The sequence below is a fragment of the Neisseria leonii genome (assembly GCF_028776105.2).
In the GTDB taxonomy this organism is placed as follows: domain Bacteria; phylum Pseudomonadota; class Gammaproteobacteria; order Burkholderiales; family Neisseriaceae; genus Neisseria; species Neisseria leonii.
Window position 1 is genome coordinate 397,878 of the sequence record NZ_CP145606.1, and the last position, 15,812, is coordinate 413,689.

14 protein-coding genes are annotated in these 15,812 nt (G+C 55.8%); 4 read left to right on the forward strand and 10 right to left on the reverse strand.

Annotated elements, in window-relative coordinates; all coding sequences use genetic code 11:
* Positions 1-373 precede the first annotated feature (373 nt).
* Positions 374-1,792 (forward strand): tryptophanase, encoded by a 1,419-nt coding sequence (gene tnaA, locus ORY85_RS01970; RefSeq protein ID WP_274572356.1) that lies wholly within the window; start codon positions 374-376, stop codon positions 1,790-1,792.
* Between the two features lie 432 nt (positions 1,793-2,224).
* Here the strand turns inward: tnaA and pgeF are convergent, their stop codons facing one another.
* From pgeF to ORY85_RS01985, 3 genes are all read right to left on the reverse strand, one after another.
* Positions 2,225-3,007 (reverse strand): peptidoglycan editing factor PgeF, encoded by a 783-nt coding sequence (gene pgeF / locus ORY85_RS01975; RefSeq protein ID WP_274572388.1) that lies wholly within the window; start codon positions 3,005-3,007, stop codon positions 2,225-2,227.
* 16 nt (positions 3,008-3,023) lie between these two features.
* On the reverse strand, positions 3,024-3,332 hold the full coding sequence (locus ORY85_RS01980; RefSeq protein WP_274572355.1) for a general secretion pathway protein GspG: 309 nt from the start codon (positions 3,330-3,332) through the stop codon (positions 3,024-3,026).
* Positions 3,333-3,462: 130 nt separating this feature from the next.
* Positions 3,463-3,906 (reverse strand): chorismate lyase, encoded by a 444-nt coding sequence (locus ORY85_RS01985; protein ID WP_274572354.1) that lies wholly within the window; start codon positions 3,904-3,906, stop codon positions 3,463-3,465.
* A 116-nt stretch (positions 3,907-4,022) separates the two neighbouring features.
* Here ORY85_RS01985 and uvrB point away from each other — a divergent pair, with 116 nt between their 5' ends.
* The 3 genes from uvrB to ORY85_RS02000 all read left to right on the forward strand — a co-directional run bounded on the left by uvrB (position 4,023) and on the right by ORY85_RS02000 (position 7,911).
* A complete protein-coding gene (uvrB, locus tag ORY85_RS01990; protein ID WP_274572353.1) occupies positions 4,023-6,050 on the forward strand; it encodes an excinuclease ABC subunit UvrB in 2,028 nt (675 codons plus the stop codon).
* Positions 6,051-6,096: 46 nt separating this feature from the next.
* The gene (locus ORY85_RS01995) at positions 6,097-6,915 is read left to right on the forward strand and encodes a hypothetical protein (RefSeq protein WP_274572352.1); all 819 of its coding nucleotides are present in this window, start codon (positions 6,097-6,099) and stop codon (positions 6,913-6,915) included.
* A 381-nt stretch (positions 6,916-7,296) separates the two neighbouring features.
* Entirely contained in the window at positions 7,297-7,911 is a 615-nt protein-coding gene (locus ORY85_RS02000; protein ID WP_274572351.1) for an HI_0552 family protein, read from the forward strand.
* 502 nt (positions 7,912-8,413) lie between these two features.
* Here the strand turns inward: ORY85_RS02000 and acnD are convergent.
* The 7 genes from acnD to prpB form a co-directional block, all read right to left on the reverse strand.
* Entirely contained in the window at positions 8,414-11,011 is a 2,598-nt protein-coding gene (gene acnD, locus ORY85_RS02005; RefSeq protein ID WP_274572350.1) for a Fe/S-dependent 2-methylisocitrate dehydratase AcnD, read from the reverse strand.
* A 96-nt stretch (positions 11,012-11,107) separates the two neighbouring features.
* The gene (locus ORY85_RS02010; protein ID WP_274572349.1) at positions 11,108-11,245 is read right to left on the reverse strand and encodes a hypothetical protein; all 138 of its coding nucleotides are present in this window, start codon (positions 11,243-11,245) and stop codon (positions 11,108-11,110) included.
* A gap of 33 nt (positions 11,246-11,278) precedes the next feature.
* Positions 11,279-11,782 carry a DUF1543 domain-containing protein gene (locus tag ORY85_RS02015; RefSeq protein ID WP_274572348.1) on the reverse strand — a complete coding sequence of 168 codons (504 nt, stop codon included), beginning with the start codon at positions 11,780-11,782 and terminating at the stop codon, positions 11,279-11,281.
* Between the two features lie 88 nt (positions 11,783-11,870).
* Complete coding sequence (locus tag ORY85_RS02020; RefSeq protein WP_274572347.1) at positions 11,871-12,737, reverse strand: DMT family transporter; 867 nt, start codon at positions 12,735-12,737, stop codon at positions 11,871-11,873.
* Between the two features lie 143 nt (positions 12,738-12,880).
* The gene (locus ORY85_RS02025; RefSeq protein WP_274572346.1) at positions 12,881-13,336 is read right to left on the reverse strand and encodes a DMT family transporter; all 456 of its coding nucleotides are present in this window, start codon (positions 13,334-13,336) and stop codon (positions 12,881-12,883) included.
* Between the two features lie 147 nt (positions 13,337-13,483).
* Positions 13,484-14,632: a 2-methylcitrate synthase gene (gene prpC, locus ORY85_RS02030; protein WP_274572345.1), complete on the reverse strand. Its 1,149-nt coding sequence runs from the start codon at positions 14,630-14,632 to the stop codon at positions 13,484-13,486.
* 84 nt (positions 14,633-14,716) lie between these two features.
* A complete protein-coding gene (prpB, locus tag ORY85_RS02035; protein WP_274572344.1) occupies positions 14,717-15,592 on the reverse strand; it encodes a methylisocitrate lyase in 876 nt (291 codons plus the stop codon).
* Positions 15,593-15,812 lie beyond the last annotated feature (220 nt).

Sequence of the window (15,812 nt, forward strand, 5' to 3'; positions counted from 1 at the left end):
TGTGAAGTTTTATTAAGCTTCTTCGAGTCTTTAATAATATATAAGCCTGTAATATATAAGGCCGTCTGAAAAACGGGTTTTGCCGTTTTCAGACGGCCTTTTTGCGGACGGACGGCACAACTTGAATCTTTTCATGCTTGTGGCATAATTTCTGCGGGCTGTATGTTTCAGGAACAGTTTGGCGGGCGGGCAGTGTGGCTGTCCCGCATCATGGCGCAACTGACAATCGGCGGGGTCTGTTATGTCCGTATGTGTTTTGGCATGGTTTGTCAATGATCCTTCTTTTACCTTCTTTTTTCCGTAGAACGGTCTGTTTTGTGCTGTTTACGGTTTGTTCTGCTGTTTTTAGATTGAGCATATCAGGAGGTTTGTGATGGAACATTTCAAACATTTGCCCGAGCCGTTCCGTATCCGTGTTATCGAGCCGGTTGCCCGCACGACGCGCGCCTACCGCGAGCAGGCGATTGTGCAGGCGGGGCTGAATCCGTTTCTGTTGGACAGTCGGGATGTTTTTATCGATCTGCTGACCGACAGCGGCACCGGCGCGGTAACGCAGGATATGCAGGCGGCCATGCTGCGCGGCGATGAGGCTTACAGCGGCAGCCGCAGCTATTACGCGCTCGCTGATATGGTAAAAGAGATTTTCGGTTACGGTTATACGATTCCCACCCATCAGGGGCGTGGTGCGGAACAGATTTACATTCCGGTTTTGATCCGGAAGCGGGAACGCGAAAAAGGCTTGGACCGCAGTAAGATGGTGGTGTTTTCCAATTATTTTTTCGATACCACGCAAGGCCATTCCCAACTGAACGGTGCGGCCGTCTGCAATGTGCATACGCAGGCGGCTTTCGATACCGGCGTGAAGCACGATTTCAAAGGTAATTTTGATTTGGACAAGTTGGAGCAGGGCATTGTGCAGGCAGGCGCACAGAATGTGCCCTATATCGTCTGTACCATTACCTGCAATTCCGCCGGCGGCCAGCCGGTATCGCTGGCCAATTTGCGTGCGGTATATGCCGTGGCACAGAAGTACGATATTCCAGTGGTCATGGATTCGGCGCGTTTTGCCGAAAATGCCTACTTTATCCGTCAGCGCGAAGCGGAATGCCGGGATTGGAGCATCGAAAAAATCACTTACGAATGCTACCGCCATGCCGACATATTGGCGATGTCGGCGAAAAAAGACGCAATGGTGCCGATGGGCGGACTGTTGTGCTTTAAAGACGAAACGGTAGCAGACATTTATCAGGACTGCCGTACGCTTTGCGTGGCACAGGAGGGTTTTCCGACCTACGGCGGTTTGGAGGGCGGTGCGATGGAGCGGTTGGCGGTGGGTTTGCGTGACGGTATGCGCGAAGACTGGCTGGCCTACCGCATCAACCAGGTCGAATATCTGGTCAACGGCTTGGAGGCGGCAGGGGTGGTCTGCCAGCAGCCCGGCGGTCATGCCGCTTTTGTCGATGCGGGCAAATTGCTGCCCCATATTCCGCCCGGGCAGTTTCCCGCACAGGCATTGGCCTGTGCACTGTATCGGGAGGCCGGTATCCGTGCGGTGGAAATCGGGTCTTTGCTGTTGGGGCGCAATCCGAAAACGGGCGAGCAGCTGCCCTGCCCGGCCGAGCTGCTGCGTCTGACCGTGCCCAGAGCCACTTATACGCAAACCCATATGGATTTTATTATCGAAGCGTTTGCCCGTGTCCGTGAACGGGCAGCCGGTATCAAGGGTTTGGCCTTTACTTACGAACCGTCCGTTTTGCGCCACTTCACTGCCCGTTTCCGAGAAGCGGCCTGAGTGCGCACCATACGGCCGCGCCCGCATGATCTGCGGTGCGGCCTTTTCTGTATGTGAGGCGGATATGCAGGCCGTCTGAAAAAAAGGATGAAACGGATTTTGCTGTCGGATGTAGTCGGTGCTGCCTTTTCAGACGGCCTTGCTGCCGGTGGCGGCCGTACGGGAAAGCGGGTTTTGTTTGTGCAGGTGTGCGGGGTAGAAGGTTGAGTATATCCCGTCTGAGGCGGGTAACAGGATCTGTCCAGTTGCGATGCTGCATGCCGTGCAGAAAATGCGGGAAGCGGGGGCGGGGAGCGTTTTGCCGCAACCGTCTGAGATGGGGCAACCGTCAGACTTTTCAGACGGCATCACATGGCGGTCGGCGGAAACGGCTTATCCGACGGTATAGGGTCGACCGTTTGAAACAGGCGGTGCTGTTTTTTCCGGCCGAACTTAGTGGGAAGTTTCCAGCCAAATGATGCTGGCCATGCGGCCGGTTCGGCCGTCGCGGCGGTAGGAAAAGAAGTGGTCGCGCTCCAAAACCGTGCAGCGGTTGCCGCCGTAAATACGGTTGATGCCGTGGCGGCGCAGGATACGGCGGGCAAGCCGGTAAATATCGGCCAGATATTTCCCTTCGCCGATAGGGTCAAACGCCCCGGCCGCGCCGGGGTCGGGCAGGCAGAATGCGTCCCATACATCTTGGCCGACTTCAAAGGCTTCCGGGCCTATGGCAGGGCCCAGATAGGCGAGCAGTTTTTCGGGGGGAACCCGCATGGCATCGGCGGTGTTCTGCACAATGCCGCCGGCCAACCCGCGCCAACCGGCATGGGCGGCGGCAACGGTTGTGCCGTCTTCGTCACAGAATAAGACCGGCAGGCAGTCGGCCGTCATCACCGCGCAGGCGGCCAGGCCGTCTGAATTGACGGATGCATCGGCGGTATGGCCGTTGTGCGCACAGTCGGCGTAGACGACATCGGTGCTGTGGACTTGGTTGAGATAGATGACGGGACGGCCGACGGTTTGTTCCACCCGTGCGCGGTTGGCTGCCACATTTTCGGGGCGGTCGCCGACATGGCTGCCGAGATTCAGGCTGTCAAACGGTTTGCTGCCGACACCGCCCCGGCGGGTGGTGAGCAGGGTATGCACCGTCGGCGGCGCGGGCCAGTCGGCATGGAAAAAACCGTCGTCCTGAGCGGCGGGCAGGTTGAGCATTTGATGAACGGTTTTGACGGCCATGGCGGTATCGGCTTTTTTAATGATGGTGGTACTGACAGGCGGTTTCGTGCCAAGCATCGTCGTCGCCGTCGAACTCTTCTACATGGTCGAAATCGCCGTTTTCCACCAAAGCCACCAGTTCGGCCAAATCCTGCGCGCCTTCTACCCAGAAACACGGCACATCGAGCGGGGTATCGGGGGGCAGCAGCGCGGCTTTGCCCTCGTGCCAGGCCAGCCAGTAGCCGTTGGCGGTTCGGATAAAGCGGGCATCGGGGTGAATGTGTTCGTTTTCGGTGTTCACGAGCATACGCTCGGCGATTTCGGTTTGGAAAGGCAGGGTCTGCATAATAGCTGAACTTTGAAAGGTTGCGGATGCGGCATTATAGCGGAATAGCGGACGGTTGCGTGTGGGCAGAACGGAGGCCGTCTGAAACCGCCGCGTATGATGCCTGCGTATTTTCGGGCGGCCAAAACGCCTATTCGGGCAGAAAACGGCTGAGGGCGGGCAGGAAGCATTCGCTCAGATAGAGGCGTTCGCCCCGGTGTTCAAACCACGACTGGCGCGTGAGCAAATAGTGTTCGGCGCGGGAAAAACGGATTTTGCTGCGTTTGAGTGTCAGGCCGTCTGAAAACAGAATCTGCCCCAGCGGCGTGGTGCCGCAATCGAGTATTTCCCGCCATTCGGATTGCGGACTGCACAGGCTTTGCGCATGGACGACCGGAATATCGTCCAGCAGCAGGGTAACATTGCGGGCAAACCGCGGGGCGTGGAAACAGAATCCGCCGAACGGCAGAAAGCGGCCGGTTTCGCCCAAAAAATCCAGCTGCACCCGAAAGCTGCCCAAAGCCGACAAGGCGCGGGTTAATGAGGGCTGGCGGACGAGTTCGGCCAAAGCGGGGGCGGGCGGAATCGGATTCATGGTGGTGTGCGGGAAAACGGCCGCATATTATAGCGTTTTTGCGCGCCGCCGTGAGCGGGCATTCTTGTCCGCTTTGTTATAATCGCGCTTTTCCCCGATTCAGGCCGTCTGAAAATATGCAGATTATCCAATACGAACACTCCCCCTTCAAACTCCACCAGCCCTTTCCCCCCGCCGGCGACCAGCCCGCCGCCATCGCGGGATTGTTGGAAGGCCTTTCAGACGGCCTTGCCTATCAAACGCTGTTGGGGGTAACCGGCTCGGGCAAAACCTACACCATGGCCAATGTCATCGCGCAAAGCGGCCGTCCCGCGATTATTATGGCGCACAATAAAACGCTGGCGGCGCAGCTTTATGCCGAAATGCGCGAGTTTTTCCCCGAAAATGCGGTGGAATATTTCGTTTCCTACTACGATTACTACCAGCCCGAAGCGTATGTGCCGTCGCGCGATCTGTTTATCGAAAAAGATTCCGCGATTAACGAACACATCGAGCAGATGCGCCTGTCCGCCACCAAAAACCTGATGACGCGCAACGACGTGATTATCGTCGCCACCGTGTCCGCCATTTACGGTATCGGCGACCCCACCGAATATCAGCAGATGGTGCTGTCGGTGAAAGAGGGCGACACCATGGAACAGCGCGACATCATTTCCACCCTCGTTTCCATGCAATACGAGCGTGGGGATATGGACTTCAAACGCGGCTCGTTCCGCGTGCGCGGCGATGTGATTGACGTTTACCCCGCCGAAAGCTCGGACAACGCATTGCGCATCAGCCTGTTTGACGACGAAATCGACCGCCTCGACCTGTTCGACCCGCTCACGGGCGGCAGCCTGCAACGCGTCGGCCGCTACACCGTATTCCCGTCCAGCCATTACGTTACCCCGCGCGATACGGTTTTGCGCGCCTGCGAGGGCATCAAACAGGAATTGCGCGAACGCATCGAATTTTTCGGCCGCGAAAACCGCCCCGTCGAGCAGCAGCGCATCGAGCAGCGTACGCGCTTCGATTTGGAAATGCTGTATGAAATGGGCTTCTGCAAGGGCATTGAAAATTACAGCCGCCACTTTTCCGGCAAAAAAGAAGGCGAGCCGCCGCCCACATTAATGGACTATCTGCCCGACAACGCCATCATGTTTATCGACGAGAGCCACGTTACCGTCAGCCAAATCGGCGGCATGTACAAAGGCGACGCCAGCCGCAAACAGAATCTGGTGGACTACGGTTTCAGGCTGCCTTCCGCGCGGGACAACCGCCCGCTCAAATTCCACGAATTTGAAAAAATCATGCCGCAAACCATTTTTGTTTCCGCTACGCCCGCCCAATACGAAGCAGAACACGCCGGACAGGTGGTCGAACAAGTCGTGCGCCCCACCGGCCTTGTCGATCCGCAAATCGAAATCCGCCCCGTCGCCACGCAAGTAGACGATTTACTGAGCGAAATCAACGGCCGCATCGCCAAAAACGAACGCGTACTCGTTACCACGCTGACCAAACGCATGGCCGAGCAGCTGACCGACTATTACAGCGAACTGGGCGTGAAAGTGCGTTATCTGCACAGCGATATTGACACTGTCGAACGCGTGGAAATCATCCGCGATTTGCGCTTGGGACTGTTTGACGTGCTTGTCGGCATCAACCTTTTGCGCGAAGGCCTAGACATTCCCGAAGTGTCGCTGGTCGCCATTCTCGATGCCGACAAAGAAGGCTTCCTGCGTTCCCACCGCAGCCTGATCCAAACCATAGGCCGCGCCGCCCGCAACGTCAACGGCGTGGCGATACTGTATGCCGACAAAATCACCGATTCGATGCAGGCCGCCATCGACGAAACCGAACGCCGCCGCGAAAAACAGATGAAATTCAACCAAGAACACGGCATCGTGCCGACCCAAATCAATAAAAAGGTCAAAGATATTATTGACGGCGTTTATCATGACGAAGACAGCGGCAAAGGCCGTCTGAAAGGCAAAGGCAAGGTGCAGGTGGGCAAAATCCGCAGCGAAGAAGATGCGGTGAAAGAAATCGCCCGCTTGGAAAAAGCCATGCAGCAGGCGGCACGCGATTTGCAGTTTGAAGAAGCGGCGGTGTTGCGCGATCGGATTCGGGGGATTAAGGAAGGGTTGTTGTTTGGGGCGGAGTAGTAAGTGCTATTTATTTTTTAAATTTAAAAAGTTGTATGGGTGATATATGAGTGAACAATTATTTTTGAACATTAGTCTTAATTTGGCTGTATATGTACTGGCATTTATTCCAGTTATTGTGAACTTCTTTTTTATCAGAAAATTTAACTCAAATAAGTGTAAAGTAAATTACCAACCAGTAGAGCAAGATAAATCAGAAAAGTACTTGAAATTTATTTTGTATTTAGCATCTGGTTATTATGGATTATTATTTTTGATATGTCATTTCTTGCAGATCTTACAGAAATCACCAGAAGAATATAAAAAAATACTAGAAGAGTATAAAAATGGCGATGTTGTCATCAATGCTACTATTATTTTTCTATTAAGTTGGTTTTTCTTTTTATTCGGATTCTATAAATTAGCCGTTAATAAAAGGCTAGATTCAATAAAATTTAACATAGTAATGTTGGCAGCAATTTCTATTGCAATAATCATGTCAGTACTTAGTGAGACTGAAAATTTTATATTGAAAGTTGTTTATAATTTCGCATATGTAAGTGTTCCTGCTTTTACTGTATATATAATTCAAAAGCAAGATTCAGAATCTAGTAATGAAAAAATTAATGCAATATTAGATAGAGTTAGCAATATTGAAAAAGAGATATCACAAATAAATGAAAAAATAAGGAGCAAAATCATCAAAATTGCAAGCCAAAGAGTTTTTGGGAAAAATTTAAAGAATTTTTTGGATTTATCTAGCAAGTCTGAAAAACACATTTTCCTGTTTTTCAGCTGGCCTAGTCGGATACTTGTATCCGATATTTCCCGAGCATTCCGCCAAATGTCGGATTCGAGAATCCGACCTACATTTAAGGCCGTCTGAAAATAGGTTGCCTGCTTTTTCAGACGGCCTTTTGCGCTATATCGAAAGCGTGTGCGCGGATTGGTTTACTATGGTTTTTTTGATGGGGGGTAAACCATGTTACAGCAAGAGTAGGTCGGATACTTGTATCCGACAAAATGTTTAATCTTTTGCTGTTTTCAAGGATTGCGACTTAATCGGCGTGGCAAGTTTAGCCGGCGTAGGTCGGATACTGGTATCCGACATTTCCCGAACACTCCGCCAAATGTCGGATTCGAGCATCCGACCTACATTGAAGGCCGTCTGAAAATAGGTTACCCGCTTTTTCAGACGGCCTTTTGCGCTATATCGAAAGCGTGTGTGGCGGATTGGTTTACCATGGTTTTTTGATGGGGGTAAACTATGTTGCGGTCTGAACATTGCGGAATATTCGAGTTGCCGTTTTTCCAGTTTGCACAAATGAAGCGTTCTTGTCCCGAGCGGATTGATGATATTAAGGCGGCACACCGTGCGGCTTGGCTGGTGTGGCGGCAGACGGTGGAAGCGGTGGCGGCGGATTTGGGGGCGGGGTTTGCACCGCCGCATATCGAGCGTTGGTGTAACGGCTGGCAGGTGCGGGCGCATTTTTTTGCGTATTTTAAATACGAGTGTTACCGTGATTCGGCCGTGATGATTGCGCTGCTGCTCAACCGCCGCCGTTTGAGTGTGCATCTGGATTGGCACAGCCACCGCGCGGCGCAGTCGGTATCGTCTTTGGCGCAATACCGTCAATGGACGCAGGCTTTGGCGGGCGGGGCGTTTGATGATTGGCCGATGTGGCGCGACAGCGATGGGGAGTATGCCGATTATCCGTCAGCGGCCGAACAGCGTGCGGCAGGTTTGGCCTTGGACGGAGATGATTTTTTCTGTATCGGCCGCCATATCGAGCGTGCGGAAATCGGTAAAACGGATTGTACGGCATGGCTGGCAGCGCAAGTCCGTGCATTGCAGCCGCTGTATGAGGCCTGTTTCCGTTAGGCCGTTCATTGCAGGCCGTCTGAAAAGGGCAAGAGCGTTTTCAGACGGTTTTATTGATTTCCGTATTGGCGGAATGGGTGGCAGAAACGTAGGTCGGATACGGGTATCCGACATCATTTTTGGCGGTTGTGATGGCATGGGCTTGGTTTATGGTGGAAATGTCGGATTCGAGAATCCGACCTACTGTTTGGTAAGGCCGTTATTATTTCCAGCCGTCTGAAAAAGGGGGAGTGTTTTCAGACGGCTTGGATTATTTCCGCATCGGCGGAATGGGTTACAGACGTAGGTCGGATTCTTGAATCCGACTTATTATTTTTAGCGGTTGTGATGGCATGGGTGGGTCAGTTTATGGTGGAAGTGTCGGATTCTAGAATCCGACCTACCAAGTTCGGCAAAGGTTTTATGATGATAGGCCGTCTGAAAACGGGTTGGTGTTTTCAGACGGCCTTTTATGGACAAACCGGTACACGGATTCGGACGGCGGGGCCGTCTGAGAGATGCGTCAGGCGGCTTGATTGGCGAGGAAGTCTTGTGCGAAGCGTTGCAGTACGCCGCCTGCTTCGTAGATCAGGACTTCTTCCGCCGTATCCAGGCGGCAGGTGACGGGGACTTCGACGGTTTCGCCGTTGCGTCGGCGGACAATCAGGGTCAGGTCGCCGCGCGGGGTGCGGCGGCCGGCGACATCGTAGGTTTCCGTGCCGTCCAGTTGCAGGGTGTGGCGGTTGGTGCCGGTTTTGAATTGCAGCGGCAGTACGCCCATGCCGATCAGGTTGGTGCGGTGGATACGCTCGAAGCCTTCGGCGACAATGGCTTCCACGCCTGCCAGTCTGACGCCTTTGGCCGCCCAGTCGCGGCTGGAACCCTGCCCGTAGTCGGCACCGGCGATGATAATCAGCGGCTGTTTGCGGTTCATATAGGTTTCGATGGCTTCCCACATCCGCATCACGGTGCCTTCCGGTTCGACACGTGCCAGTGAACCCTGACGGGTGCTGCCGTCTGCATTTTTCACCATTTCGTTGAACAGTTTGGGGTTGGCTAGGGTGGCGCGTTGCGCGGTCAGATGGTCGCCCCGGTGGGTGGCGTAGGAGTTGAAGTCTTCTTCCGGCAAGCCCATTTTGGCCAGGTATTCGCCTGCCGCGCTGGCGGGCAGAATGGCATTGGACGGGGAGAGGTGGTCGGTGGTGATGTTGTCGGGCAGAATCGCCAGCGGACGCAGGCCGGTCAGCGTGCGTTCGGCTGCCAGTGCGCCTTCCCAATACGGCGGACGGCGGATATAGGTGGACATCGGCCGCCAGTCATACAGCGGGGTGGCAGTTTTGCCGCTGCGGCCGGTGTCGAACATGGGGATGTACACATCGCGGAACTGCTGCGGTTTCACATATTCGGCCACCACGGCATCGATTTCTTCATCGCTCGGCCAGATGTCTTTCAGGCGGATTTCGCGGCCGTCTGAAATGCCCAGTACGCCGTTTTCAATGTCGAAGCGGATACTGCCTGCAATCGCGTAGGCCACCACCAGCGGCGGCGAGGCCAGAAAAGCCTGTTTGGCATAGGGGTGGATGCGGCCGTCGAAATTGCGGTTGCCCGACAGGACGGCGGTGGCATACAGGTCGCGGTCGATAATTTCCTGCTGGATTTCCGGGTCGAGTGCGCCGCTCATGCCGTTGCAGGTGGTGCAGGCGAAGGCGACGATGCCGAAGCCGATCTGTTCCATTTCGGACAGCAGCCCTGCTTCTTTCAGATAGATTTCTGCGACTTTGGAACCAGGGGCGAACGAGGATTTGACCCACGGTTTGCGTGTCAGTCCCAGCCGGTTGGCATTGCGCGCCAAGAGGGCGGCGGCCACGACATTGCGCGGATTGGATGTGTTGGTGCAGCTGGTAATCGCCGCAATGATGACGGCACCGTCGGGCATCAGGCCGTCTGAACGGGTTTCGTAGGGCGCGGCGATGCCTTTGGCGGCCAGATCGGCGGTGGCAAAACGGGCGTGCGGGTTGCTGGGGCCGGCCATATTGCGCGTGACGGCGGACAAATCGAAAGTCAGCACGCGCGGATAAACGGCGTTTTTCAGGCTGTCTGCCCACAGACCGGCGGTTTTGGCATAGGTTTCGACCAGTCTGACCTGTTCTTCGTCGCGGCCGGTCAGTTTCAGGTAGTCGATGGTTTGGCGGTCGATGGCGAACATGGCGGCCGTTGCGCCGAATTCGGGGGTCATGTTGGAAATGGTGGCACGGTCGCCCACCGTCAGATTGTCCGCGCCTTCGCCGAAAAATTCCACGAATGCACCGACCACGCGTTCTTTGCGCAGAAATTCGGTCAGTGCCAGCACAATATCGGTGGCGGTGATGCCCGGGCGGCGCCGGCCGGTCAGTTCCACGCCGACCATATCGGGTGTACGCATCATCGAGGGGTGGCCGAGCATCACGCATTCGGCTTCCAGCCCGCCCACGCCGACGGAAATCACGCCCAGCGCGTCGGTGTGCGGCGTGTGGCTGTCCGTGCCGACACAGGTGTCGGGAAAAGCCGCGCCGTTCTGTACCTGTACCACCGGCGACATTTTTTCCAGATTGATTTGGTGCATGATGCCGTTGCCCGCCGGAATGACATCAACGTTTTCAAATGCGGTTTTGCTCCAATTGATGAAATGGAAGCGGTCGTCGTTGCGGCGGTCTTCGATGGCGCGGTTTTTGGCGAAAGCATCGGGGTCGTCCCCGCCGTGCTCCACCGCCAGCGAGTGATCGACAATCAGTTGGGTCGGCACCACGGGATTGATTTTTTCGGGGTCGCCGCCTTTTTCGGCAATGGCATCGCGCAGGCCGGCCAAATCCACCAGAGCCGTCTGCCCCAGAATGTCGTGGCAGACCACGCGGGCGGGATACCACGGAAAATCCAAGTCCTGCCGCCCTTCGATAAGTTGGGTCAGATAGTCGGCAAGGCGGGCGGGATCGGCGCGGCGCACCAGTTGCTCGGCCAGTATCCGTGCGGTATAGGGCAGGGTATCGTATGCGCCGGGTTGGATGTCTTCGCAGGCGGTGCGTGCGTCGTAGTAGTCCAGACCGGTGCCGGGCAGAGGTTTGCGGTAGAGGGTATCGGTATTCATGGGTTGTCCTTTGCGTTCGTTTTTCTTCTCGGGCGCCGGTTGGCATGACGGTGTTTTCAGACGGCCCCAACCGGCGGCAGGCCGTCTGAAAATGCTTTATTGCAGCAGAGCCGTGACCGCGCCCGGCAGTTTGGCCGCACCGCGCCGTTTTTGTTCGACCACAATGGCGGCAGCGGCCGCAGTCATCAGAAACGCCCGGAGCATCAGCGTGTTGTCGGCGGAAATCAGCGGCATAAATCCTCCTGCAAACAGTCAAGCCGGGAATCGTCAAATCGGCAGATAGCCCTGAAAGCCGATGGGGGCGGGCGAGCCGTCAGGGTTGGGGGTCAAATGGACGAATGCTCCGCCGATATTGTCCAGCAGCAAGACGTTGTCGATGTCTTTCAGATTGTCTTTGTGTGCCGAACCGTGCCCGGGCAGCAGCACGGCGAGGGCTTTTTGTTTGGCCGTTTCGGGCGACGGGGCGACGAACAGGCCGAATGCGTGCTGTTCGGCCAGACAGTCTTTGCGGTAGCCGCCGACATTGACAAAATACAGCTTCTGCCCGTTGTTTTCGGGAGCAGTGCGGTCAAGCCGCACATCGTGGCCGTCAGCCCAGTTCACGACCTGCCAACCGTCGATGTGGATTTTGCCGGCATCGCCGAACCAGGCCGCTTTGAGGGCGGGGACGGCTTCGCGCCAGTCGCGGCAGGCGGCAAACTGCACATCGTGTACTTCGATATTCGCGCGTCCGGCGTGGCCGCCCAGATAGAAAAGATAGAGCTGTTTCATGCGCTTGCTTCCTGTTTTTGTTGATAGGGTAAGCGGCAGCGGCCGGCTGCGTATTCAGGCCGTCTGAAAACGGCCATTTTAACCATAGTCAGCCGCGCCTGCACCACCACACCCCCACCAGAGCCAGCACAAAGCCTGCCATCTGCACTATGGTCAGCGTCTCGCCGAACAGCAGCCACGCCTGTACCGCTGCCAAAGGCGGGGCAAGCAGCACCAATGCCGCCGTCTGTACCGAACCGCTGCCCTGCATCAGGCGGATAAACAGATACAGCCCCAGTCCCGACAGAATGCATACCGCCCAAAACACACCCAAGGTAAAAGTAAAATTAACAATCAGCAAGTTTTCACCGAGCAGCCGAGCCAGTATGACTGCCGTGGCGGCACCTGCGGCATTTTGCAGTGCCAAAGACGGCAGCAAATCCGCCTTGCCCAGCCAGTGTTTTTGCAGCAGCAAACCGGCGGTAATCCCCAACACCGACAAAAATGCCACCGCCAGCACGCCAAATGACACGCCGGTCAAGCCCAGCGACGGCGATACTGCCAAATACAATCCGCCCAAGCCGACAATAATCCCCGCCAATGCCCTGCCATCGGTGCGTTCCCCCAACAGCAGCACGCCGATAACCAGCGTCAGCAAAGGCTGCAAACCGCCGAGTAATGCCATCAATGCCGCAGGCAGCCCCTCGCCGATTGCCCAGTAGCTGCCGCCCAAATACAGCCCGTTGCTCAGCAGTCCGACCATAAAATGCCGCCCCCATGCACGCACGGGCGGATAGGTTTGCCGCAGCACCGAAGCCAACACGCCGAACATCACGGCAGACAAGGCAAAACGGATGCCCAAGAAAATATTCGGCGATACCGTGCCGACAATCAGCCGCCCGACAATAAAGCCTGACGACCAAATCAGTACGAACAAGGCAGATAGGGCGGTATGGCGGTTTGCAGTCAACATCATGGTTCGGTCTTGCCGTCAGGTGTTTGAGTCATAGCAGATGTCAGGCAGCCTGACCGGCAGCCGGTACGGATTGGGCGGCCGTGCGGATATGGTTATCCGGCCTGCGTTTTTTCAGACGGCCTGACGGCCGCCCAAGTTCTAAATTAACGGCTTTCGGCATAAATCATCAGCAAACCGCCAGCAAACACCAGCCCCAAACCGCACAGTTTTAGCCAATCCACCCTTTGTACAGGCAGCCCAAACCAGCCTGTTACCGAAAGCAGCGTAGCAAACAGCATTTGCCCCAAAAACACCCACAGCAAAGTATTGGCAGCACCGATTTTCGGAGCGGCGATAAACATGAACAGAATATAAAAACTGCCCAAAAATCCCGTCAGCCACATCCACCACTGGGCATGTTGCACCTGTGGCGGCTTGATGCTGCCGCTAAATGCCAACGACAGCACCAGCGAGGCAATCGCACCGCCTAAATACAGATAAAAAGTCGCCTGCAACTGGCTGGCATGGGTAGCTTGACGAAATGCGTTTACCATCGCCAGCTGCAACGGAATAATCAATCCGCCCAAGATGCTCAAAGCAATGTAGGGCAACAGATTCATCGCCATTCCTTTGTGTGTCGGGACAGATGATGCCGCTACTGCCATTCCGATTTTCAGACGGCCTGACAGTAGCGGCAATACCGGTACGGCATACCGGCTTACGGTCTGTTCAGACGGCCGAAGGATAGGCCGTCTGAAAACGCAGGCTTACCGCTGATCCATCGGCACAAATGCCAAATCGTCGGGGCCGGTGTAGTTGGCGCTCGGGCGGATAATTTTGCCGTCGCTGCGCTGTTCCAAAACGTGTGCCGACCAGCCGGCGGTACGCGCGATGACGAACAGGGGGGTAAACATGGCGGTGGGAACGGCCATTTTCTGATAGGAAACGGCAGAGAACCAGTCGAGATTGGGGAACATTTTTTTCTCGTTCCACATCAGGGTTTCCAGCCGCTCGGCAATGTCGAACAGGCGCATATCGCCCGTTTCGCTGCTCAGCTTGCGCGCCACTTCTTTAATGACGACGTTGCGCGGGTCGGAAACGGTGTAAACCGGGTGGCCGAAACCGATGACGATTTCTTTGCGGCCGATGCGTTCGCGGATGTCCGCTTCGGCTTCGTCGGCGTTGCGGTAGCGTTTCTGAATGTCGTAGGCCACTTCGTTGGCACCGCCGTGTTTGGGGCCTTTCAGCGCGCCGATGGAACCGCAGATGGCGGAGTAAATGTCCGAGCCGGTACCGGCGATGACGCGGCCGGTAAACGTGGAGGCGTTAAATTCGTGTTCGGCGTACAGAATCAGCGAAATGTGCATGGCCTTGATATGGCTTTCGGAAGGCCGTCTGCCGTGCAGCAGGTGCAGGAAATGGCCGCCGATGCTGTCTTCTTCGCTTTCGACTTCGATGCGTTTGCCGTTGTGCGAGTATTGGTACCAATACAGCAGCATGCTGCCCAGGCTGGCAATCAGCTTGTCGGCGATGTCGCGTGCCTCGGAAGCAGGCTGGCTTTCGCGTTCGGGGTGGACGCAGCCGAGCATGGAAACGCCGGTGCGCAGTACGTCCATCGGGTGCGTGTGGGCGGGCAGGCTTTCCAGCACTTGAATCACGCGTATCGGCAGGCCGCGCAGGGATTTGAGTTTGGCTTTGTAGGCCGCCAGTTCGAATGTATTGGGCAGGTGGCCGTGGATCAGCAGGTGTGCCACTTCTTCAAATTCGCAGTGGGCGGCCAAATCCAGAATGTCGTAGCCGCGGTAGGACAAATCATTGCCGCTGCGGCCTACGGTGCACAGTGCGGTGTTGCCGGCCGGTACGCCCGAGAGGGCGACGGATTTTTTGGGTTTGAAAGTCGGGGTTTCGGCAGTCATGGTGTTCTCCTTTGTTTGGGTTTGTCGGGTGTCCGGTTTTCAGACGGCCTGTTTGCCGGCAGGCCGTCTGAAAGGGATTTCTGTTTATTGGCCGAACAGTTTGTCTAATTTCTGCTCGAATGTGTGGTAGTTCAGGTGTTCGTAGAGTTCGGCGCGGGTCTGCATGGTGTCGAGGGCGGCGGCCTGCGTGCCGTCGCGCATAATGGTTTCATACACATTGAGCGCGGCTTTGCTGGCGGCGCGGAACGACGAGAGCGGGTAGAGTACGATTTTCACGCCGTTTTCGGCCAATTCCTGCTGCGTATAGAGCGGGGTTGCGCCGAATTCGGTGATGTTGGCCAATACCGGCACGTTTACCGCATCGGCAAATTGCCGGTACATAGACAGCTCGGTCATCGCTTCGGGAAAAATCATGTCGGCACCGGCTTCCACACAGGCTTGCGCACGTTCGATGGCGGCATTCAGGCCCTCGACGGCCAGCGCGTCGGTACGCGCCATGATGACGAAGTTTTCATCGACCCGTGCATCGACGGCTGCTTTGATGCGGTCGGTCATTTCGCTTTGGGAAACAATGGCTTTGTTGGGGCGGTGGCCGCAGCGTTTCTGCGCGACCTGGTCTTCGATATGGACGGCGGCCACGCCCGCACGTTCGAAATGGCGCACGGTGCGCGCGATATTGAATGCGCCACCCCAGCCGACATCGATGTCCACCAGCAGCGGCGTATCCACATTGTCGGTAATGCGGCGGGCATCAGTCAGCACATCTTCCATATTGGTGATGCCCAAGTCGGGAATGCCGCACGAAGCGGCCGCCACGCCGCCGCCGGAAAGGTAAACGGCTTTGAAACCGCTGTGCTCGGCCAGACGGGCGAAATAGGCATTGATGCACCCGACGACGGCCAGCGGGTTTTCGGTTCGGACGGCCTCGCGGAAACGCAGGCCTGCGGAAGCTGCTGCCATAAAATTCTCCTGTTTTTCTTGGTGTAAGCGAATGTAAACAAGAATGGGCGGCGGCGTAAAATAAATTATTTTGATGGGACAAATCAGAAGATTGGATAGCCCGACGGCGGTGGGGGATTGATTTGTGCAGATGGTAATGAATTTTTATTGTTGAAACATCAAGATGCGGAAATATGGGAAATAAAGAGTTTATTGCATTGTTAATAAAACGTCTGCGGCC

What these genes read in the sequence shown, in the direction of transcription:
- ORY85_RS01995 (WP_274572352.1), top strand. Translation starts at nt 6,097, where the DNA reads ATGAGTGAACAATTATTTTTGAACATTAGTCTTAATTTGGCTGTATAT.
- ORY85_RS01980 (WP_274572355.1), bottom strand. Translation starts at nt 3,332, where the DNA reads ATGCAGACCCTGCCTTTCCAAACCGAAATCGCCGAGCGTATGCTCGTG.
- ORY85_RS02020 (WP_274572347.1), bottom strand. Translation starts at nt 12,737, where the DNA reads ATGATGTTGACTGCAAACCGCCATACCGCCCTATCTGCCTTGTTCGTA.
- ORY85_RS02025 (WP_274572346.1), bottom strand. Translation starts at nt 13,336, where the DNA reads ATGAATCTGTTGCCCTACATTGCTTTGAGCATCTTGGGCGGATTGATT.
- uvrB (WP_274572353.1), top strand. Translation starts at nt 4,023, where the DNA reads ATGCAGATTATCCAATACGAACACTCCCCCTTCAAACTCCACCAGCCC.
- prpC (WP_274572345.1), bottom strand. Translation starts at nt 14,632, where the DNA reads ATGACTGCCGAAACCCCGACTTTCAAACCCAAAAAATCCGTCGCCCTC.
- pgeF (WP_274572388.1), bottom strand. Translation starts at nt 3,007, where the DNA reads ATGGCCGTCAAAACCGTTCATCAAATGCTCAACCTGCCCGCCGCTCAG.
- ORY85_RS02010 (WP_274572349.1), bottom strand. Translation starts at nt 11,245, where the DNA reads ATGCCGCTGATTTCCGCCGACAACACGCTGATGCTCCGGGCGTTTCTG.
- acnD (WP_274572350.1), bottom strand. Translation starts at nt 11,011, where the DNA reads ATGAATACCGATACCCTCTACCGCAAACCTCTGCCCGGCACCGGTCTG.
- ORY85_RS02015 (WP_274572348.1), bottom strand. Translation starts at nt 11,782, where the DNA reads ATGAAACAGCTCTATCTTTTCTATCTGGGCGGCCACGCCGGACGCGCG.
- prpB (WP_274572344.1), bottom strand. Translation starts at nt 15,592, where the DNA reads ATGGCAGCAGCTTCCGCAGGCCTGCGTTTCCGCGAGGCCGTCCGAACC.
- ORY85_RS02000 (WP_274572351.1), top strand. Translation starts at nt 7,297, where the DNA reads ATGTTGCGGTCTGAACATTGCGGAATATTCGAGTTGCCGTTTTTCCAG.
- tnaA (WP_274572356.1), top strand. Translation starts at nt 374, where the DNA reads ATGGAACATTTCAAACATTTGCCCGAGCCGTTCCGTATCCGTGTTATC.
- ORY85_RS01985 (WP_274572354.1), bottom strand. Translation starts at nt 3,906, where the DNA reads ATGAATCCGATTCCGCCCGCCCCCGCTTTGGCCGAACTCGTCCGCCAG.